Origin of the sequence: Variovorax sp. OK212 (genome assembly GCF_900112425.1) — a bacterium.
In the GTDB taxonomy this organism is placed as follows: domain Bacteria; phylum Pseudomonadota; class Gammaproteobacteria; order Burkholderiales; family Burkholderiaceae_C; genus Variovorax.
The window spans coordinates 231,231-250,116 of sequence record NZ_FOLP01000004.1; the positions used below are offsets into that span (position 1 = coordinate 231,231).

17 protein-coding genes are annotated in these 18,886 nt (G+C 65.2%); 10 read left to right on the forward strand and 7 right to left on the reverse strand.

Annotated features, from left to right (window positions below):
- Nucleotides 1-48 precede the first annotated feature (48 nt).
- The 8 genes from BM004_RS14820 (at nucleotide 49) to BM004_RS14855 (ending at nucleotide 10,923) form a co-directional block, all read left to right on the forward strand.
- Nucleotides 49-957, forward strand: coding sequence for an amino acid ABC transporter substrate-binding protein (locus BM004_RS14820; protein ID WP_093127674.1), 909 nt, complete (start codon nucleotides 49-51; stop codon nucleotides 955-957).
- Nucleotides 954-2,183 (forward strand): pyridoxal phosphate-dependent aminotransferase, encoded by a 1,230-nt coding sequence (locus BM004_RS14825; RefSeq protein ID WP_093214403.1) that lies wholly within the window; start codon nucleotides 954-956, stop codon nucleotides 2,181-2,183. Before BM004_RS14820 ends, BM004_RS14825 begins: the two co-directional genes overlap by 4 nt.
- A gap of 157 nt (nucleotides 2,184-2,340) precedes the next feature.
- A complete protein-coding gene (locus tag BM004_RS14830) occupies nucleotides 2,341-4,014 on the forward strand; it encodes a thiamine pyrophosphate-binding protein (RefSeq protein WP_093214406.1) in 1,674 nt (557 codons plus the stop codon).
- A gap of 185 nt (nucleotides 4,015-4,199) precedes the next feature.
- Complete coding sequence (locus tag BM004_RS14835) at nucleotides 4,200-6,755, forward strand: type VI secretion system Vgr family protein (RefSeq protein WP_093214408.1); 2,556 nt, start codon at nucleotides 4,200-4,202, stop codon at nucleotides 6,753-6,755.
- Nucleotides 6,707-7,735 (forward strand): DUF4123 domain-containing protein, encoded by a 1,029-nt coding sequence (locus BM004_RS14840; RefSeq protein ID WP_093214411.1) that lies wholly within the window; start codon nucleotides 6,707-6,709, stop codon nucleotides 7,733-7,735. Before BM004_RS14835 ends, BM004_RS14840 begins: the two co-directional genes overlap by 49 nt.
- The gene (locus BM004_RS14845; protein ID WP_093214413.1) at nucleotides 7,732-8,274 is read left to right on the forward strand and encodes a Tli1a family immunity protein; all 543 of its coding nucleotides are present in this window, start codon (nucleotides 7,732-7,734) and stop codon (nucleotides 8,272-8,274) included. Before BM004_RS14840 ends, BM004_RS14845 begins: the two co-directional genes overlap by 4 nt.
- 21 nt (nucleotides 8,275-8,295) lie before the next feature.
- A complete protein-coding gene (locus BM004_RS14850) occupies nucleotides 8,296-10,293 on the forward strand; it encodes a T6SS phospholipase effector Tle1-like catalytic domain-containing protein (RefSeq protein WP_093127658.1) in 1,998 nt (665 codons plus the stop codon).
- Nucleotides 10,294-10,428: 135 nt separating this feature from the next.
- A complete protein-coding gene (locus BM004_RS14855) occupies nucleotides 10,429-10,923 on the forward strand; it encodes a pentapeptide repeat-containing protein (protein ID WP_093127655.1) in 495 nt (164 codons plus the stop codon).
- Between the two features lie 316 nt (nucleotides 10,924-11,239).
- On the opposite strand, the gene BM004_RS14860 is transcribed toward BM004_RS14855, so the two are convergent.
- Together BM004_RS14860 and BM004_RS14865 are read right to left on the reverse strand one after the other, a co-directional pair.
- Nucleotides 11,240-11,542 (reverse strand): hypothetical protein, encoded by a 303-nt coding sequence (locus BM004_RS14860; RefSeq protein ID WP_093127653.1) that lies wholly within the window; start codon nucleotides 11,540-11,542, stop codon nucleotides 11,240-11,242.
- A 22-nt stretch (nucleotides 11,543-11,564) separates the two neighbouring features.
- The gene (locus BM004_RS14865; RefSeq protein WP_093214416.1) at nucleotides 11,565-12,800 is read right to left on the reverse strand and encodes an ammonium transporter; all 1,236 of its coding nucleotides are present in this window, start codon (nucleotides 12,798-12,800) and stop codon (nucleotides 11,565-11,567) included.
- Nucleotides 12,801-13,217: 417 nt separating this feature from the next.
- Between BM004_RS14865 and BM004_RS14870 the strand changes: the two genes are divergently transcribed.
- Nucleotides 13,218-13,976, forward strand: coding sequence for a TSUP family transporter (locus tag BM004_RS14870; protein WP_093127648.1), 759 nt, complete (start codon nucleotides 13,218-13,220; stop codon nucleotides 13,974-13,976).
- A 100-nt stretch (nucleotides 13,977-14,076) separates the two neighbouring features.
- On the opposite strand, the gene BM004_RS14875 is transcribed toward BM004_RS14870, so the two are convergent.
- The 5 genes from BM004_RS14875 to BM004_RS14895 form a co-directional block, all read right to left on the reverse strand.
- Nucleotides 14,077-15,588 (reverse strand): tripartite tricarboxylate transporter permease, encoded by a 1,512-nt coding sequence (locus BM004_RS14875; RefSeq protein WP_093127645.1) that lies wholly within the window; start codon nucleotides 15,586-15,588, stop codon nucleotides 14,077-14,079.
- Nucleotides 15,589-15,600: 12 nt separating this feature from the next.
- Nucleotides 15,601-16,089, reverse strand: a complete 489-nt coding sequence (locus BM004_RS14880) for a tripartite tricarboxylate transporter TctB family protein (protein ID WP_093127642.1) — start codon at nucleotides 16,087-16,089, stop codon at nucleotides 15,601-15,603.
- Nucleotides 16,090-16,294: 205 nt separating this feature from the next.
- The gene (locus BM004_RS14885) at nucleotides 16,295-16,708 is read right to left on the reverse strand and encodes an RNA recognition motif domain-containing protein (RefSeq protein ID WP_093214418.1); all 414 of its coding nucleotides are present in this window, start codon (nucleotides 16,706-16,708) and stop codon (nucleotides 16,295-16,297) included.
- Nucleotides 16,709-16,888: 180 nt separating this feature from the next.
- The gene (locus BM004_RS14890; RefSeq protein WP_093127638.1) at nucleotides 16,889-17,125 is read right to left on the reverse strand and encodes a DUF3820 family protein; all 237 of its coding nucleotides are present in this window, start codon (nucleotides 17,123-17,125) and stop codon (nucleotides 16,889-16,891) included.
- 7 nt (nucleotides 17,126-17,132) lie between these two features.
- A complete protein-coding gene (locus tag BM004_RS14895) occupies nucleotides 17,133-17,513 on the reverse strand; it encodes a translation initiation factor Sui1 (RefSeq protein ID WP_093214421.1) in 381 nt (126 codons plus the stop codon).
- A 55-nt stretch (nucleotides 17,514-17,568) separates the two neighbouring features.
- Between BM004_RS14895 and BM004_RS14900 the strand changes: the two genes are divergently transcribed.
- Nucleotides 17,569-18,855 carry a DEAD/DEAH box helicase gene (locus BM004_RS14900; RefSeq protein WP_093214423.1) on the forward strand — a complete coding sequence of 429 codons (1,287 nt, stop codon included), beginning with the start codon at nucleotides 17,569-17,571 and terminating at the stop codon, nucleotides 18,853-18,855.
- The last annotated feature ends 31 nt before the right edge of the window (nucleotides 18,856-18,886 follow it).

Genomic DNA, 18,886 nt, shown 5'->3' on the forward strand with positions numbered 1-18,886 from the left:
GGCCGCATGCATTCACGCAACCAGAACCATAACCAGGAGACAGAGAACATGAACATTCCCTTCAAGACCGCCGCAACGACCGGCATTGCCGCCGCGCTGCTCGCGCTCGCCTTCGGCGCCACCGCGCAGACCGCCACCGGCACGCTCGACAAGATCAAGACCAGCGGCAAGGTGGTGCTCGGCGTGCGCGAAGCCTCGCCGCCCATGGCCTACATGCTGGGCGCCGGCGAGAAGTACGTGGGCTACCACGTGGAGCTGTGCGAGCGCGTGCTGAAGGACATCGCGCCGCAGGCCAAGCTCGAGTACATGGCCGTCACGGCGCAGAACACCATTCCGCTGGTGCAGAACGGCACGCTGGACATCGGCTGCGGCCCCACCACCAACAACACCGCGCGCCAGCAGCAGGTGGCCTTTGCGCTCACCACGTACGTGAGCGAAGTGCGCATGGCCACCAAGGTCGACTCGGGCATCACCACGCTGGAGCAGCTCGCGGGCCGCAACGTGTCGGCATCGACCGGCACCACCGCCGTGCAGCTGCTGCGCAAGCGCGAGCGCGCGCAGAACGTGTCTTACAACACCATGCTGGGCAAGGACCACCTCGAGAGCTTCCTGCTGATGGAGTCGGGCCGCGCCGATGCCTTCGTGCTCGACGACAACCTGCTGGCCGGCATCATCGCCAACTCGAAGAGCCCCGCGTCGTACCGCATCGTGGGCGAGGCGCTGGGTTCCGAGCCCATCGCGCTGCTGTTCCGCAAGGACGACCCGGCCTTCAAGGCCGCGGTGGACGACTCGCTGCGCCGCATGATGAAGAACGGCGACCTGGAAAAGATCTACACCAAGTGGTTCGTGGCGGCCATTCCGCCGAAGAACACCAGCCTGAACCTGCCGATGAGCCCGGCGCTCAAGCAGCTGATGGCCGAGCCCAACGACAAGCCGCTGGAAGCCTACGCCAAGTGACCCCGGACACCGCCGACTCCATCGCCTTCCAGCCGGCGCAGCGCGTGCGCGCCATCGGCGTGTCGGAAATCCTGCGCATCACCGACCACGCCAATGCGCTCAAGCGCGCGGGCCGTCCGGTGATCGTGCTGGGCGCGGGCGAGCCCGATTTCGACACGCCGCAGAACGTGCGCGAGGCCGCGGTGCGTGCCATCGAGCGCGGCGACACGCGCTACACGGTGCTCGACGGCAGCCCGGCGATGAAGGCGGCGGTGCAGCTGAAGTTCAAGCGCGACAACGCGCTGGACTTCGCGCTCGACGAGATCAGCGTGAGCGCGGGCGCCAAGCAGGTGATCTTCAACGCGCTGATGGCCAGCCTGAACCCCGGCGACGAGGTGATCCTGCCCGCGCCGTACTGGACCTCGTACGCCGACATCGTGCAGATCTGCGGCGGCGTGCCGGTGTCCGTCGCGTGCGCCGAGGCCAACGGTTTCCGGCTCGAGGCGGCGCAGCTCGAGGCGGCCATCACGCCGCGCACGCGCTGGCTGTTCGTCAACTCGCCGTCGAACCCCAGCGGCGCCGCCTACAGCGCGGCGCAGCTGAAGCCGCTGTGCGAGGTGCTGCTGCGCCACCCGCAGGTGTGGGTGCTGGCGGACGACATCTACGAACACATCCTCTACGACGGCCTGGCGTTCGCCACGCCCGTGGCCGTGGAGCCGCGCCTGCGCGAGCGCACGCTGACCATCAACGGCGTGTCGAAGGCCTATGCCATGACGGGCTGGCGCGTGGGCTACGGCGCGGGCCCGCGCGCGCTCATCGCGGCCATGGCCGTGGTGCAGAGCCAGACCACGTCGTGCCCTTCGTCGATCAGCCAGGCCGCGGCCATCGAGGCGCTGACCGGACCGCAGGGCATCGTGGCCGAGCGCTGCGCCGACTTCCAGGTGCGGCGCGACTTCGTGGTGGCCGCGCTGAACCGCGCGCCGGGCCTGCACTGCCGCGTGCCCGAGGGCGCGTTCTATACCTTCGCGAGCTGCGCCGGCGTGCTTGGCAAGCGCACGCGCGGCGGCACGCTGCTGCAAAGCGACAGCGACTTCTGCCGCTACCTGCTGCAGGACTTCGAGGTGGCGGTGGTGCCGGGCAGCGTGTTCGGGCTGGCGCCGTATTTCCGGATTTCGTATGCGACGTCGATGTCGCAGCTGGAAGAGGCGTGCCAGCGCATCATTGCCGCGTGCGACGCCCTCGAATGACCCCGCATTTCTCCCTCCCCTTCCGGGGGAGGGCAGGGGTGGGGGCTCGCGGCATGTCAATTGCTGTCGGCGTATCGAACGCCGCTTGCCCCCATCCCAGCCTTCCCCCGGGAGGGGAAGAAGCAAGACCTCACACTTTCACGCCCTTGGAAATCTCATGACCTCACCCCGCACCGGCGGCCAGATCCTGGTCGACCAGCTCATCACCCACGGCGTCCAGCAGCTCTTCTGCGTGCCCGGCGAGAGCTTTCTCGCCGTGCTCGACGCGCTGCATGACGCATCGATCGACGTGACCGTGTGCCGCCAGGAAGGCGGCGCCACGATGATGGCCGAGGCGCAGGGCAAGCTCACCGGCAAGCCGGGCGTGTGCTTCGTCACGCGCGGCCCCGGCGCCACCAACGCGGCGGCCGGCGTGCACATTGCGCACCAGGACTCCACGCCGCTGCTGCTGTTCGTCGGCCAGGTCGCGCGCGAAGCGCTGGGCCGCGAGGCCTTCCAGGAACTGGACTACGGCGCGGTGTTCGGCACCATGGCCAAGTGGGTCGTGCAGATCGACGACCCCGCGCGCGTGCCCGAACTGGTGTCGCGCGCCTTCCACGTCGCCACCTCGGGCCGGCCCGGCCCGGTGGTGATCGCGCTGCCCGAAGACATGCTGACCGAGGCCGCCACCGTGGCCGACGCGCTGCCCTACGCCGTCACCGAAACCCATCCCGGCGCGGCGCAGCTTGCGGAGCTGCAGCAGCGTTTGTCGCAGGCGCAGCGCCCGGTCGTCATCCTCGGCGGCAGCCGCTGGTCGGAGAAGGCCACGCAGCAGTTCGCGGATTTCGCGGCCGCGTACTCGCTGCCCGTGTACTGCTCGTTCCGCCGCCAGATGCTGATGTCGGCCGAGCACCCCAGCTATGCCGGCGACCTGGGCCTGGGCGGCAACCCGCGCATGCTCGAGCGCATCCGCCATGCCGACCTGGTGCTGCTGGTCGGCGGTCGGCTGTCGGAGGTGCCGTCGCAGGGCTACGAGCTGCTGGCCATTCCGCAACCGAAGCAAGCACTGGTGCACGTGCATGCCGACGCCGACGAGCTCGGCAAGCTCTACCGCCCGGCGCAGGGCATCCATGCCACGCCGCAAGCTTTTGCCGAAGCCGTGGCCACGCTGCGCCCTGCGCAAACGCCGGTCTGGCAGCCGGAAACGATCGTCGCGCGCGAAGACTTTCTGCGCTGGAGCGACCCGGCGCCCATCCGCATTCCAGGCCCCCTGCAGATGGGCGAGGTCATGCAGCACTTGCGCGAGGTGCTGCCGGCCGACACCATCTTCTGCAACGGCGCGGGCAACTTCGCGACCTGGGTGCACCGCTTCTGGCCGTTCCGCGCGTTCGCCAGCCAGCTCGCGCCCACCAGCGGCTCGATGGGCTACGGCCTGCCGGCCGGCGTGGGGGCCAAGCGGCTGTGGCCGCAGCGCGAGGTGGTGGTGTTCGCGGGCGACGGCGACTTCATGATGCACGGCCAGGAGTTCGCCACCGCGGTGCAGTACGGCCTGCCGATCATCGTGGTGCTGCTGGACAACGCCATGTACGGCACGATCCGCATGCACCAGGAGAAGCATTACCCCGGCCGCATCAGCGCCACGCAGCTGAAGAACCCCGACTTCCGCGGCTACGCCGAGGTGTTCGGCGGCCACGGCGAGCGCGTGACCAGCACCGACGAATTCGGCCCGGCGCTGGCCCGCGCGCGCGCCAGCTGCAAGCCGGCCATCCTGCATTGCCTGCTGGACCCGGAGGCGATCACGCCGGGCAGCACGCTGCAGTCGATCCGCAAGGCGGCGCTGGCGGCGAATTAGCTCGGGCGAGGCGGGCCGCAATCACGCCGACGGGGCGCCCGGTCTTCGCGCGGCGTTTCGTTCATCGTGAATTTGTCGCGTTCCTTCGGGTTGCATTCGGCGTTGAAGGCCGATTGACTATTGTTCGCAAAGCTGCGGCGAGGGGGCGCTCCAAACTTCCTGGATCACCAACCAGTCAGTGGTCCATGTTGCGAACTCTCACTGTTCAATCGCCCGCGATTCCCCTTGTGCTGGGCCAGCCTGCGCTGGCGCCTGTTCGCTTGTCGGGCCGAGAGGGCATCAACAGCCTCTTCGAATACGAACTGCTGCTGAAGACCCCCGACGCGTTGAACGTTGCCGCGAGCGGCGCGGCCGATTTCGATCTCGATGCGTTCGTCGGCCGCGAGATCAGTTGCCGGATCGAGCTCGACGGCTCGGGCGCACTGCTTCCCGGAATCGCCGGTCGAAGCTCTGGCCAGATCGGTGCCGGCGTGCGCCAGATCAACGCCCTGATCACCGATGCCGCCATGTGGGGCGAAGAAGGCCGGCACATCCAATACAAGCTCACGCTGCGTCCCTGGCTGCATCGGGCCACCCTCACGGCCAACTGCAAGATCTTCCAGAACAAGAGCGTCATCCAGATCCTCGATGAGCTGCTGGCCGACTATGCCTTCCCCGTCGAAAAGCGCCTGTTCGAGACATACCCCCAGCGCGAATTCCAGACGCAATACAACGAGTCCGATTTCGACTTCTTCAGCCGCTTGTGCGAAGAATGGGGAATCAGCTACCACTTCGAGTCTGCCGAGGACAAACACCGGCTGGTCCTCTCGGATGCCATGGGCGCCTACAAACAGGCCGACAGTGCCGCATACCGCGAGGTCGAGTACCACGTGCCCGGCTGGAAAACCGATGCCGAATACATCAGCAGCTTCGTTCCGCGCAGCCATCTCACGAGCGGCCAGTACAGCACCCGGGACTACGACTACACGAGACCGCGGGCCGACCTGAGCGTGGACCGCAAGGCCCCGAGGCCCACAGGGCTGGCCGACGGCGAGGTCTACCAATGGCACTCCGCCCATGCAGGCAGCCACTACGCCCAGCCGCTCGCCGGCATCGCCGAGGCCAACGACCCCCACGACGAAGGGCGACAACTGGCCTTGCTGCGCATGCAGGCCCTGCGCACACATGGCGAGCGTGCCGAGGGCCGCGGCAATCTGCGCGGCATGGTGCCGGGCTGTACCTTCAGGCTGGCGAAGCATCCCCGCGAGAGAGCCAATGCCGAGTACCTGATCCTGGACACCCACTTCGTCGTCGAGGACGTCGCGCAAGACAGCCAGAACAAGGACGCGGTTCAAGACCGGCAGCAACAATGGCGCGTTCATGTGGCCTTCACGGCTCATCCGGTCAACGAGCCCTTGCGCCCTGTACCGACGCGCAGCAAACCGCAGACCGGTGGTCCGCAGTCCGCGCTGGTCGTCGGCCCCGAAGGGCAGAACCTGTGGACTGACGCGCTGGGCCGCATCAAGGTTCAGTTCCCCTGGGATCGCATCGGCCAGAAGAACCAGCACAGCACCTGCTGGCTGCGCGTCAGCTCGCCGTGGGCGGGCAACCAGTTGGGCGGCATTCATATCCCCCGCATCGGGCAGGAAGTGGTCGTCGACTTCTTCGGCGGCGACCCTGATCTGCCCATCTGCACGGGCCGTGTGCACAACCAGGCGAACCTGCCGCCTTGGGCATTGCCCGATCAGTCGGCTCTCAGCGGCTTTCGCAGCCGGGAACTCGGCAAGGAAGGCGGCAACAGTGCAGCGGGTCGCAGCAACCACCTGCTGATGGATGACACGGCTTCGAGGATTCAGGTTCAGCTCAAGAGCGATCACCAGCACAGCCAGCTCTCGCTCGGGCATATCACACGCATCGAAGACAACGCCGGGCGCAAAGATGCCAGAGGCGAAGGGTTCGAGTTGCGCACCGACGGGCATGGAGCGATTCGAGCCAAGGACGGTCTGCTCATCACCACCGAAGCGCGAACCAACGCAGTCAAGCACGCCAAGGATCTGGGCGAGACGGCGACGCTGCTGACGCAGGCGCGCGAACAACACGAGAGCCTCGCCGACGCAGCCCGGCAGGCCCGAGCACAAGACGCCGACGGCGACCAGAGCGATGTTGCCGCAGTCCTGAAATCGCAGAACGAAGACATTGCCGGGCTCGCCCAAGGGGCAAGCAAACAGGGCGACTTCCCGGAGCTGAGCGCGCCGCATCTGGTGCTGGCGAGTCCTGCCGGCATCGAGGCCAGCACGCCCGGCAGCACCCATGTGGCCAGCGGCGAGCACATTGCGTTGACCAGCGCCGGGCATACCAGTTTGAGCGCAGGCGCCAGTTTGTTGGCAAGCGTGACGGGCGCAATCCGGTTGTTTGCCTACAAGGCCGGCATGCGCCTCGTGGCCGCACAGGGCGACATTGACATTCAGGCACTGGAGAAAAACCTCAAGCTGCTCGCCAAGCTGGACATCACCCTCACCGCCAACCGCATCGAGATCACCGCCAAGGAAGAGGTCATCGTCAATGGCGGAGGCAGCTTCACCCACTGGAAGGCACAAGGAATTACGCACGGGACCAAGGGGGCATGGATCGAGCATGCGGCCACCCATTCGCTGATCGGCCCTCGAAGCCTGCCCCTGCCGGAGTTCAAATTTCCCGAAGCAGTTTGCAAGGAATGCCTGCGCAAGGCCTTGGCCGCCGCTTCGCCCTTGGGGCGTCGCTGATGGAGCGCCTGTATCTGCAGGATGCTCTGCCGCGCGAAAAGATTCAATTCATCGTGGACTGGAATCAGAGGATTGCCATCGAAGCACCCCGGGACACGCTATGGGTCATCGCAGACGGAGCCATTCTTGACACACTGGGATTCGAAGATTTGCGAACCGCATACGGCGATCCCATTCGCGCCTTCGACAACACGGCGTTGGCCGACTACGAGGAGCTCGGCCTTTTGCTGTGGCCCTTGTCGCGTGCCATAGAAAAGGATTCGGCGGAGACATTGCGCGCAGTCCTTTCGGGGCGACCTGGATTGAGCTTCGTGCGCACGAACAACTCATTGGCACTCCTGACCCACACGTTGACCTGGCTGAGCGGTGTCGTTGCCGAAGACGGATTGCCGCTGTACCTGCGCATCGGCGACACCCGCGTATTACGCAGCCTCATCAGTCACCTCTCTCCCGAGCAGGATGCCGTCATGCAGGGTGCGGTCAAGGAGTGGATCTGGTTCGACCGGGCATCCGAAGTACACGTCGCGCAATCGGACGGCGGGGCTGCGTCTTCCGTTCTGACAGAGGATTGCTGCATCAGCGATGCCCAGTACGCGGCCTTGCTTGCCGACGCTGCCGTCGACATCCTGCATGTGGAAGTGCGTCGGGCATTGCCCGACTCGCGCGATCCCCGCACTTCGGCCGAACTGCATTCGTGGCTGGGAAAAGTCATGGAACGCGCCGAGGCATTGGGACTGGTACGGCTGACGGATCAGGTGATGTTTGCAGTACTGGCCTTGGAGGCGCCTGACGGCTTCGAAGCGCTGGACGAACTTGGACAAACCTGGCGCGATGTGGGCGAAGGCGCGACCCTTTTGGGCAAACGCATTGAGCGTTGGGGCGACATCGAGTGGGGCGCCATCGAGCATCTTCAGCGGAACTTGGCCAAGCGTCAGACCGAGGAACGCGCCGCCCGCATCCTGAAAGGAATGGGTCTATGACGCCGGATCACAGAACCCTGGTTCAACTGCTTGCGAGGTGGTTGCTTCGAGGGTTAATGACTGCGCTGCTATTGGCTGGGGCGAGTGGATGCGAGCCCAAGCCGCCGGAACCTATGGTCGTCGGAATCACGGGCTACAACTTCACCAGTGAAGGTGTGCAGGACTATTACGTGAACGGCCAACGTGGCTCGAATCTGCCTCCCTATGGAGGGGGAGGATCGCTGTCGTGCTGCGTATCGTTGTCCGTTGAATGGAGTCCTGGATTGACTGTCGAAGTAAGTTGGATCATGGGACACTGGGCTGTGCCAATCGAAAAGATTCAGGCAATGAGTATCAAAGAGGCGATTGAATGCTGTCTGGATCGCCGTTCGTTGGCCAAGACAGTTCCTATTGAGCGCTATGGCAAAGAAGGAGGCGTAGTGCAAGTGTTCTTCTTGCCGAACGACGAGATCAAGGTTTATGTCTCCGACTATGACTTAGGGCACGAAGAACATCCTTCGGGCATGGCCTATCCGGAAAAGCCTTCAATCAGCAAATAGAAAACCAGGGAGTGTCAAGTAATGTCAGTTCAATTCATGCCGCCTGCTCTGCCAGGCGACCGCCGCCTGAGTCTTAAAGAGCAGGTGCAACGTGCTGCGGCCGTGAGCTGCATCGAACGTGGCGACAAAACTGCGCTTTGCGCATCGATGATTCATGTCGGAATCTTCTTTGACGGCACCAATAACAACAAGAAGCGCGATCAACTGGATGTCTTGGATGGGGATCCAAAAGCTCTCAACAAATGCAGCCACAGCAATGTAGTAGTGCTGCACGACGCCTTTCAAGGAAATGCCAAGGAGGGCTACTACCGGTTCTACGTTCCCGGTGTCGGAACTCCTTTTCCGGAGATCGGCGAGAAGACGGAAACTCCTGACGGCAAGGCCAAGGCCACAGGTGGGGATGCACGGATCAATTGGGCGTTGATCCAACTGCTCAATGCGATGCATCGGTCCATCATGAGCGAGCCGCTGGTAAAAAATGAGGAGGCGGGCCGTTTGGCCACCAAGCAACCGCTGCACGTCGGAAGCGCCGGCCCCAACATGTCCGGAAAACGGGTGTACTTCGTCGGCCGTGCGACCGGGCTGGACGCCGAACCCGGTGGCAAGCTCGGGGAACTGAAAAAGGCCCTGCAAAGCAAGCCACCGAAGAAGCTGGTGCAAGTCAATCTTTCCGTGTTTGGTTTCTCACGGGGTGCGGCGCAGGCGCGGGCGTTCTGCCACTTCTTGCACCATCTGCTTCTGAGAGAAAAGAACGGCGGCTACACGCTGGCGGACGTGCCGTTTCGCGTTCAGTTTCTCGGTCTGTTCGACTCTGTGGCCTCTGTCGGGTTGGCAGACAGCTCGCCCTTCTGGCGAGGTCTTGGCGGGTGGGCCAACGGCACGCTGGACATTGCGCCCAGCGTGGAGCGCACGGTGCACCTGTGCGCTGCGCATGAAATCCGCATCAACTTTCCACTATCGACTGGCCGCCAGCGCGACAACAAGTACCCACTCAACTGCGTCGAGAAGGTATACCCGGGCGCCCACTCGAATGTTGGCGGCGGCTACGATCCGGGCTGCCAGGGAAAGGCCGTGGGCGCGCGTGCCAAGCTGCTGTCTCAGATGCCGTTGCTGGACATGTACAACGAGGCGCGCATTAGCGCAGTGCCGCTGTTGAGTATCGAAAAGCTCAAGGCGCTTGGTGCCGCCGGTGCCGCAGTCGCCAGCGATCTGGAAATGGATGACGAGAGCATCGTTCTGTTCAATGCCTACCGCGAATGGTCCGCTCGCAGCGGCGTGGGCGGCAGCATCGAGGCAGCACAGCACGGCCATATGCAACTGTACTGGCGCTGGCGGCTGATGCACATGAACAGCGTGCCCAAGCTCCCGAGCTACCAGCGTGCTTCCGAACAGGACCGTATCGACATGCGCGAAAGCGATGCCGACTTTGCGTCGGACGTGGCTGCCGCACTCGGGCAAAAAAGAATGGAAGCCGATCTCGCGCGGACGGAGCCTTTGTCTGGCGGGACTTCTGCTCTTTCAGCAGTGCAAAAGGATTTCTTGCGCATCTACCAGGAGTTCTCTACGAACGCTCCTGCGAGCAAGTTGCCGACGGCCGCCAATCGTTTCTTCGACGAGTTGGTGCACGACTCGCATGCCTCCTTCTACATGGTAGGACCGGTGACAGCCTTCGATCGCAAAGAGAAGATCAAGCAGATCGAGAAGAAGGTCGAAATCACCCGACGGCACATCGCGTGGGTAAAGGATACGAGCGCGACACTCATCCTGCCTCCAGGTGCTGTCCGTGGGCCGCTGCCACCGATGGACGAAGCGCGATCGCTTTCCGAACTGGAGCGGCGCATATGGGAATACCAGAAGACCCATCCGGACGAATTCCCTCAACTCACCGATGCCGACCGCGAACAGTTGCTGGCGATGGAAGACCTCGTGACCAGCGGCGCCGTGCGCCTTGTCACCAACAAGACGCGCCGGGAACTTGGCGGTCATGTGCGTTATCGGCGCGTGTTCGACAGAAGTTGATGGGCATGGACCCGGCGGTTTCTCCCACGACTGCGAGCGGCCACCTTCAACAAGGCCGTCGGGATGTTTCCACGGAAATGGGCGTGTGAGGCGGCCTCATATGACATCTCAATATCTTGAAGCAGAGAGAGTGACATGAGCGCGGAAAAACTCATCCTGAACCATGACAAGTGGCGCAAACGTGTCGGCGGTGCGTTGGCTGGTGTGACCGGTGAGAGCGACAGCAATGCCTATGCGGGCCTGGATTTGAACCTGATCACGTTTGCTGGCAGCACATTCAGCGGCAGCAGCTTTGCTTCGACCACCTTCAAACAAGCCGAGTGGACGACATGCCAGTTCACCAAATGCGTCTTCAGCGCTTGTGATTTCGAGGGCGTCGTTGTCACAGGTTGCACCTTCAGCAACTGCACTTTTGCCAAATCTCAGTTTCGCCGAAGTCGACTCACCGCCTGCAAATTCAACCTGTGCACCTGGGACGACCTGAACTTCGATTCGGCCCATTGGTCTGGTGTCGACGTGCTGGGCTGCACCGGCACGCGAGTCGAAGCGATTGATCTCCGAGGCAAACAGGTTGATTTCACGGGCAGCAGCTTTGAGTACACGGAATTCAGGAACGCGCGCATCAACTGAATCTCCGCGGACCGCCGCTGGAGCCGCACAGTTCTTGGTCACAAGACTGGGCATTGAACCGTCGCCTTCTATGGCGTTGGATCCACGGTTTCTCGGTCAAGGTGTAACGGGAATGCGATGCTGCTCCGCGCAGGTCTGGCGCGACCGCATCGTGCGTCAGCGCCTGCCGGTTCCGCGGCGCAATGATGCGTCCCGGTTCGGGAGTTCCGTCAAGAGCGGTGTTCCGGGCGGTGCACGCGGCGCCGCGAGAACGGCAGCGTCGAGCGCTGACGCCCCGAGACGCTCGCACCTTGAACAATGCGCCAGCAAGAAAGAGTCAGCGCAGCCCGCCCACGTAGCGCGGCGGCGGCGTAGGCGGATTTCCGTCCGGCTGCCGCGCCGCCAACCGCGCCGCGCGGGCCAGCGGCTCCATCGCCTGCTCGAGCCGCGTGGCGAGCAGGTAGAGCTCCTCGTCCTTCGTGTCCGCCGCGTGCGCGCGGGTCATGCGCACGATCTCGGCGGCGTACTCGGCGTTGGTCGCCATCCACTCGGTGTCGGTCACGCGCCCGTGCTTTCGCCGCAGCGCCACGTGCAGGCGGGCGGCGAGGGCGATGCGTTCGCTTTCGGACATGGATGGCATGGCGGTTCCCTCCGTCGGTGGATCAACTCCCCAGGTGTTCCCTGTGCTGTGCAAGATCGAGGCCCGCCAGTTCGCTCTCGGCGTCGACGCGCAGGCCCACGAGCAGGTGCACCAGGAGAAGCACCACCGCCGTGCCGGTGGCGCTGTAGATGGCGACGCTGCCCACGGCAATGGCCTGGGTCAGCACGTCGCCGCCGGCGCCCGAGATGCGAGGGTCGGCGAACACGCCCGTGAGCAGCGCGCCCACGATGCCGCCGATGCCGTGCACGCCGAACACGTCCAGCGAGTCGTCCGCCCCCAGCAGGTGCTTCAGGCCCGTGGCGCCCCAATAGCAGGCCAGCCCCGCGATGGCGCCGATGGCCAGCGCGGCCAGCGGCGTGACGAAGCCCGCCGCCGGCGTGATGGCCACCAGCCCGGCCACCAGGCCCGAGCACAGGCCCAGCAGCGAGGGGCGCCGCCGCACGGTCCACTCGCCCACCATCCAGCTCATGGCGCCCGCCGCCGCGGCGATGTGCGTCACCAGCATGGCGAGGCCGGCGCGCCCGTCGGCCGCCACCGCCGAGCCCGCATTGAAGCCGAACCAGCCCACCCACAGCAGGCCCGCGCCCACCATGGTGAAGGCCAGGTTGTAGGGCTCGAAGGCCTCGCGCCCGTAGCCCTTGCGCGGGCCCAGCGCATAGGCGCACACCAGCCCCGCGATGCCCGCGTTGACGTGCACCACCGAGCCGCCCGCAAAGTCGAGCGCGCCCATCTGCGCGAGCCAGCCGCCCGGCTCCCACACCCAGTGCGCGACGGGCGCATAGACCAGCACGCTCCACAGCAGCGCGAACCACAGCACCGCCGAGAAGCGCATGCGCTCGACGAAGGCGCCCAGCACCAGCGCGGTGGTGATGATCGCGAAGGTCAGCTGGAACATCGCGTAGACCGACTCCGGAATGTTGGGCGCCACGTGGCTCACCGCCACCTGGCCCGCGTCCTTCAGGTACTCGAAGCCCGAGAACCAGAGCCGGCCGAGGCCGCCCAGCCAGGGCCAGCCGGGCGTGAAGGCCAGCGAGTAGCCCACCGCGAACCATGTGAGCGACACCGCCGCGGCGATCGCCACCACGGCGGCCATGGTGGCCAGCACGTTCTTGCGGCGCACCATGCCCGCGTAGAAGAGCGCGATGCCGGGCAGCGTCATGAGCAGCACCAGCGCGGTCGAGGTCATCATCCACGCGGTGTCTGCCGCGTTGATGGAGGCTTGGGGAGCCAAGGCCATGGCGGTTGTCTTCTTCGAGTTGCGGACTGAGGCCTTACGTGCACAAGTCGTGCCATGCCGTTAACGCTCGGAAACACTTTCGTACGCGAAATGCATTTCGAACGTAAGGCAAAGCGGGTAATTCCCAATGCACTGGCGCGGTGCACGCCCTAAAGTCTGCCCACTCGCGAACGGGCCCTGCTCGTACTGCCGAGGGTCCGAGGAGACAAATTCCCGATCAACAAGAAAAATGCTCAAAGGCTCCGTACGAGATGCCTGGTCAGAACTTGAAAGGCGCCGCTGGTCGGCGCCTTTTTTATGCCCGCTCACCGCGTGCGCGGCAGGCATTTTCCTCAAGCGAAATCGGCCTCTTGCGCTTGTCGCACGTGCGAATGCAGCTATCTTTTTGATAGTTCTGCGGGTGCGACAATCGCCGCCATGGAAATGCTGGTGGTCACGGGTGCCTCGCTGCTCGCGGGTTTTGTCGATTCGATCGTGGGTGGAGGCGGGTTGATCCTGGTGCCGGCGCTGTTTGCCGTGTTTCCGGGCGCACCACCAGCGACCCTGCTGGGCACCAACAAGAGTGCGTCCATTTGGGGCACGGCCGCCGCCGCGGCCCAGTTCAGCCAGCGCGTGCAGATGCGCTGGGGTGCCCTGTGGCCTGCCGCGTTGCTCGGTTTCGCCGGCGCGATGCTGGGCGCCTGGGGCGTCACGATGTTCCCCGGCGACTTCCTGCGCCGGGCGCTGCCGGTCATCCTGCTGGGCGTGCTGCTCTACACCCTGGCGCGCAAGGACATGGGCCGGCTGCACGCGCCGCGCTTCAGCGGCCGGGCCGAAACGCTGGCGGCCTGCACCATCGGCTTGTCGATCGGGCTGTACGACGGCTTCTTCGGCCCGGGGGCGGGCAGCTTCCTGGTGTTCCTGTTCGTGCGCTGGATGGGCTACGACTTCCTGAACGCCTCGGCCTCCGCCAAGATCATCAACACGCTGACCAACGCGGCCGCGCTCATCCTGCTGGCCGCCAAGGGCCACGTGTGGTGGCACTACGGGCTGGTGATGGCGGTGGCCAATGTGGCCGGCAGCCTGCTGGGCACGCGCGTGGCGCTGAAGCACGGCGCGGGCTTCGTGCGGGTGGTGTTCATCGTGGTGGTGAGCGCGCTGATCCTGAAGACGGCTTACGACGCGTTCCTGCGGTAGCAGCTCCAAGCGCGGTCCCGGCTGCGGGCGCCCGGCTCGTCGCAGGCTGGAATGAAAAAAGCCCCCGGATGGGGGCTTCCTGCAAGACCGCAAGGCGTCTTCACTCCTCGACGAATGCCTCTTCGCGCTTGGCCTTGATGGCGGGCAGCAGCACGATCCCGAGCAGCATCACCGCGGCCACCAGCAGCCCCGCCGACAGCGGCCGCGTGACGAACACGCTCCACGCGCCGCGCGACAGCAGCAGCGCGCGCCGCAGGTTCTCTTCCATCATCGGGCCCAGGATGAAGCCCAGCAGCAGCGGCGCGGGCTCGGTGCGCAGCTTGATGAACAGGTAGCCGATGAAGCCGAAGGCCGCCACCATCCATACGTCGAAGGTGTTGTTGTTGGTCGAGTACACGCCGATCGCGCAGAACAGCACGATGGCGGGGAACAGGAACTTGTAGGGCACCGTCAGCAGCTTGATCCACATGCCGATCAGCGGCAGGTTCAGGATGATCAGCATCGCGTTGCCGATCCACATCGAGGCGATCAGGCCCCAGAACAGTTCCGGGTTGCTGGTCATCACCTGCGGGCCGGGCTGGATGTTGTGGATCGTCATGGCGCCCACCATCAGCGCCATCACGGCGTTGGGCGGAATGCCCAGCGTCAGCAGCGGGATGAAGGAAGTCTGCGCGCCGGCGTTGTTGGCCGACTCGGGCGACGCCACGCCGCGGATGTTGCCCTTGCCGAAGGGCACTTCGCCGGGGCGCATCTTGATCTTCTTCTCCAGCGCATACGAGGCGAAGGAGGCCAGCAGCGCGCCGCCGCCGGGCAGGATGCCCAGGGCCGAACCCAGCGCCGTGCCGCGCAGCACCGCGGGCGTCATGCGCTTGAAGTCTTCCTTGGTGGGCCACAGGCCCTTCACCTTGTGCGTGAACACTTCGCGCTCGTCGTCGGGCTGCGAGAGGTTGCCGATGATTTCGCCGTAGCCGAACACGCCCATGGCGATCACCACGAAGCCGATGCCGTCGGTGAGCTCAGGGATGTCGAAGCTGTAGCGCGCCACGCCCGAGTTCACGTCCGTGCCCACGATGCCCAGCAGCAGGCCCAGCACGATCATGGCCACCGCCTTGATCAGCGAGCCCGAAGCCAGCACCACCGCGCCGATCAGGCCCAGGGTCATCAGCGAGAAGTACTCGGCCGGGCCGAACTTGAAGGCCAGCTCGGTCAGCGGCGGCGCGAAGGCGGCCAGGATCAGCGTGCCCACGCAACCGGCGAAGAACGAGCCGAGGCCGGCCGCGGCCAGTGCGGGGCCTGCGCGGCCCTGCCTTGCCATCTGGTAGCCGTCGATGCAGGTGACCACCGACGACGACTCGCCCGGCAGGTTCACGAGAATGGCCGTGGTGGAGCCGCCGTACTGCGCGCCGTAGTAGATGCCGGCCAGCATGATCAGCGCCGACACGGGCGGCAGCGCGTACGTGGCGGGCAGCAGCATCGCGATGGTCGCGACCGGGCCGATGCCCGGCAGCACGCCGATCAGCGTGCCAAGGATGCAGCCCAGCAGGCAGTACAGCAGGTTGGTGAAGGTGAAGGCAACGCCGAAACCGATGGAAAGGTTGTGGATCAGGTCCATGGTGCGTGCTCCTCAGCCCGAAATGAAAGTGGGCCAGACCTGGATCTGGAGCTTCAGCGCCCAGATGAAGGCCACATAGCTGCCGGCCGCCAGGATGGTCGACAGGATCAGCACGTCGCGCAGCTTGAAGTGCTCGCCCGCCATGCTCGAGATGATGGTCAGCGCGTAGATCGCGATGATCATCCCCATGGCCGGCAGTCCGATGCTGGGCAGGCCGCCCAGCAGCACGCCGAAGGCCAGGTTGGCGCCGAGCACGAAGGCCAGCGGCTTCCAGGCCCATTTGCCGATCGGGTCGCCGTCAGTGGTCTCGACCACCAGCGCCTGGAACATGATGATCGCGCCGAGGATGGACAGCAGGATGCCGAGCATCAACGGGAAATAACCCGGCCCCATGCGGGCCCCGTCGCCGATGGTGTAGGTGGTCGCGCCTATCGCGAAAGCGCCCCCCACGCTGGTGAACATGACTCCTGAGAAGAAGTCCGCCTGACTCTTGATACGCATTGTCTCGCCCCTCTTGTATGGAGGGGTGAGGGTCGTTCTGCGCGGCTGACCGTTGGCTGACCGCGGCTGTACGGACTATTGCTTACCGGGTTTTCATTAGGGCCAGCTGACCAGGGCTTTCGCACCGGGCGCAGAAACGAAAAAAGCTCCCGAAGGAGCTTCTTTTCATTCAGAGAGCCGAAGCTCTCGGAGTGCAGGGGAGGGCTTAGTAGCCGCCACGGCCACCGCCGCCGCCGCCGCCGTAACCGCCGCCACCACCGCTGCGGCCACCGCCGCCGCCGTAACCGCCGCCACCACCACCACCACCGTAGCCGCCACCGCCGCCACCACCGCCGTAGCCGCCGCCACCACCGGTGCGGGGGGGACGAGCTTCCATCGGACGGGCTTCATTCACCGTCAGGGCGCGGCCCTGCAGCGAGTGGCCGTTCATGGCTTCGATGGCTGCGAGTGCTTCAGCATCCGAACCCATTTCGACAAAGCCGAAGCCCTTCGAACGGCCGGTGTCACGTTCCATCATGACCTTTGCGCTGACGATTGCGCCGAACTCGCCGAAAGCTTGTTCCAGGTCGTTGTCACGCACGGAGTAGGCGAGGTTGCCTACGTAGAGTTTCTTGCCCATTGAGGGACTCCTAATTCAAACCAACAAGACAAAGCGATGGAGTCCCAGAATCACAACAAACAAGTGCGCTGTGGCGCGAAACTGACCGATCACCGAATTACGTGCACGGGAGACAAAGCTCACAGACACGTGGGCCGGATTATCCAGTGCGAATTGAAAAAATTGTGGGAAATTCGTGTGTTATTGAGAAACACCTTGTCCCGCCGGGCGGTTTCGCAACGGTTTGAGCAGATCCGAGAGCCCGTTGTGGTCTATTTCATGCATCAGCTCGAGCAGTCGGCCGATTTCTCCTGAGGGAAAACCCTCGCGTGCGAACCAGGTCAGGTAATTTCCGGGCAAATCGGCAATCAGCGTTCCCTTGTGCTTGCCAAAAGGCATCTGGAGCGTCACCAGGCGTTGCAGGTCTTCGGGTTTCATCGCGCGCTCAGCCTCCCGCCCGCTTGACCGTGTGGCCCTGCTTCACCAGGGCGGCGATTACCGTTTCGCGGTGGTCGCCCTGGATCTCGATCACGCCGTCCTTCACCGTGCCGCCCGAGCCGCAGGCCGTTTTCAGCTGCTTGCCGAGCGCCACGAGGCCCTCCGCGTCAAGCGCAACGCCCTTCACCACGGTCACGCCCTTGCCTTTGCGTCCCTTGGTCTCGTGCGATACGCGGACAATGCCGTCGGTGGCGGGCATGCGCGCCTCGAGTTCCTTGCAGCGGCACTGGGCCACGGGCTCGCCGCAGCCGGGGCACATGCGCCCGCCCGCCTCGGTGGAATAGACCAGGGTGCTGCCCGCCTGATTGCGCTGTTTCATCGTCGACATTCGTTGCGTCTTTCTTTTCCTTCTTCGACCCGGGTTCTTCTCTCTGTCTGCTCACATGCCATTCGATTCACTGGGCCTGGTGCCCGCGCTCGTGCACGCTGCCGCCGAAAGCGGCTATGCCGCGCCGACCGCCATCCAGGCCGCGGCCATCCCCGCGATTCTGCAAGGTCGCGACGTGCGGGGCTCGGCGCAGACCGGTTCCGGCAAGACCGCCGCATTTTCCCTGCCGCTGCTGCAGCGCCTGGCGGCCGAGCCCGCGCAGGGCTCGCGCCGCGTGCGCGCGCTGGTGCTGGTGCCCACGCGTGAACTCGCGGCCCAGGTCGGCGAGACCATGCGCAGCCTGGCGCAGCACCTGCCCGAGCGCCTGAAGATCGTCGTCGCCTTCGGCGGCGTGTCGATCAACCCGCAGATGATGAGCCTGCGCGGCGGCGCCGACATCGTGGTTGCCACGCCCGGCCGCCTGCTCGACCTGGCCGACCACAATGCGCTCAAGCTCAACGCCGTGTCGACGCTGGTGCTCGACGAGGCCGACCGCCTGTTCGACCTGGGCTTTGCCGAAGAGCTCGGCCGCATCCTCGCGCTGCTGCCCGCGCAGCGCCAGAACCTGCTGTTCTCCGCCACCTTCCCGCCCGCCATCCAGGCGCTGGCCGACGGCATGCTGCGCGAACCCGGTGTGATCGACGTGCAGGGCGAGCCGGGCACCGAGCCGAACATCGTGCAGCGCGTGATCGAGGTCGACCCGGTGCGCCGCACGCAGCTGCTGCGCCACCTGCTCAAGCAGCACGAAGGCGAATGGGACCGCGTGCTGGTCTTCGTCGCCACGCAGCACGCGGCGCAGACCGTGGCCGAGAAGCTCTACAAGAACGGCATCTACGCCGTGCCCTTCCACGGCGACATTGCACAGGGCACGCGCACCAACATCCTGTCGGACTTCAAGCAGAGCCGCTGGGACGTGGTGATTGCCACCGACCTCGCGGCGCGCGGCATCGACATCGCGCAGCTGCCGGTGGTCATCAACTACGACCTGCCGCGTTCGCCGACCGACTACATCCACCGCATCGGCCGCACCGGCCGCGCGGGAGAAAGCGGCCTGGCCATCAGCTTCGTGAGCGCCTCGACCGAGGCGCACTTCCGCCTGATCGAGAAGCGCCAGGGCCTGAGCCTGCCGCGCGAGCGTGTCGAGGGCTTCGAGCCGACCGAGGTGGCGCCGCCGGTGGTGGACGCGTCGGGCACGGGTGGCGTGAAGGGCGCGCGGCCGAGCAAGAAGGACAAGCTGCGCGCCGCGGCGAAGGCCGCGCAAGAGCAAGAAGGGCGCGAAGGCGGCAACGACGCCGAGCGCTGAGCGCCGCCGCGGTCATGCGGCTAGGAACGAG

Bases quoted from the DNA above. Each gene is read 5' to 3' on its own strand.
- BM004_RS14830 (WP_093214406.1), top strand. From the start codon at position 2,341: ATGACCTCACCCCGCACCGGCGGCCAGATCCTGGTCGACCAGCTCATC.
- BM004_RS14855 (WP_093127655.1), top strand. From the start codon at position 10,429: ATGAGCGCGGAAAAACTCATCCTGAACCATGACAAGTGGCGCAAACGT.
- BM004_RS14840 (WP_093214411.1), top strand. From the start codon at position 6,707: ATGCCTGCGCAAGGCCTTGGCCGCCGCTTCGCCCTTGGGGCGTCGCTG.
- BM004_RS14835 (WP_093214408.1), top strand. From the start codon at position 4,200: ATGTTGCGAACTCTCACTGTTCAATCGCCCGCGATTCCCCTTGTGCTG.
- BM004_RS14885 (WP_093214418.1), bottom strand. From the start codon at position 16,708: ATGGGCAAGAAACTCTACGTAGGCAACCTCGCCTACTCCGTGCGTGAC.
- BM004_RS14860 (WP_093127653.1), bottom strand. From the start codon at position 11,542: ATGCCATCCATGTCCGAAAGCGAACGCATCGCCCTCGCCGCCCGCCTG.
- BM004_RS14820 (WP_093127674.1), top strand. From the start codon at position 49: ATGAACATTCCCTTCAAGACCGCCGCAACGACCGGCATTGCCGCCGCG.
- BM004_RS14895 (WP_093214421.1), bottom strand. From the start codon at position 17,513: ATGTCGACGATGAAACAGCGCAATCAGGCGGGCAGCACCCTGGTCTAT.
- BM004_RS14875 (WP_093127645.1), bottom strand. From the start codon at position 15,588: ATGGACCTGATCCACAACCTTTCCATCGGTTTCGGCGTTGCCTTCACC.
- BM004_RS14845 (WP_093214413.1), top strand. From the start codon at position 7,732: ATGACGCCGGATCACAGAACCCTGGTTCAACTGCTTGCGAGGTGGTTG.
- BM004_RS14850 (WP_093127658.1), top strand. From the start codon at position 8,296: ATGTCAGTTCAATTCATGCCGCCTGCTCTGCCAGGCGACCGCCGCCTG.
- BM004_RS14880 (WP_093127642.1), bottom strand. From the start codon at position 16,089: ATGCGTATCAAGAGTCAGGCGGACTTCTTCTCAGGAGTCATGTTCACC.
- BM004_RS14865 (WP_093214416.1), bottom strand. From the start codon at position 12,800: ATGGCCTTGGCTCCCCAAGCCTCCATCAACGCGGCAGACACCGCGTGG.
- BM004_RS14870 (WP_093127648.1), top strand. From the start codon at position 13,218: ATGGAAATGCTGGTGGTCACGGGTGCCTCGCTGCTCGCGGGTTTTGTC.
- BM004_RS14900 (WP_093214423.1), top strand. From the start codon at position 17,569: ATGCCATTCGATTCACTGGGCCTGGTGCCCGCGCTCGTGCACGCTGCC.
- BM004_RS14890 (WP_093127638.1), bottom strand. From the start codon at position 17,125: ATGAAACCCGAAGACCTGCAACGCCTGGTGACGCTCCAGATGCCTTTT.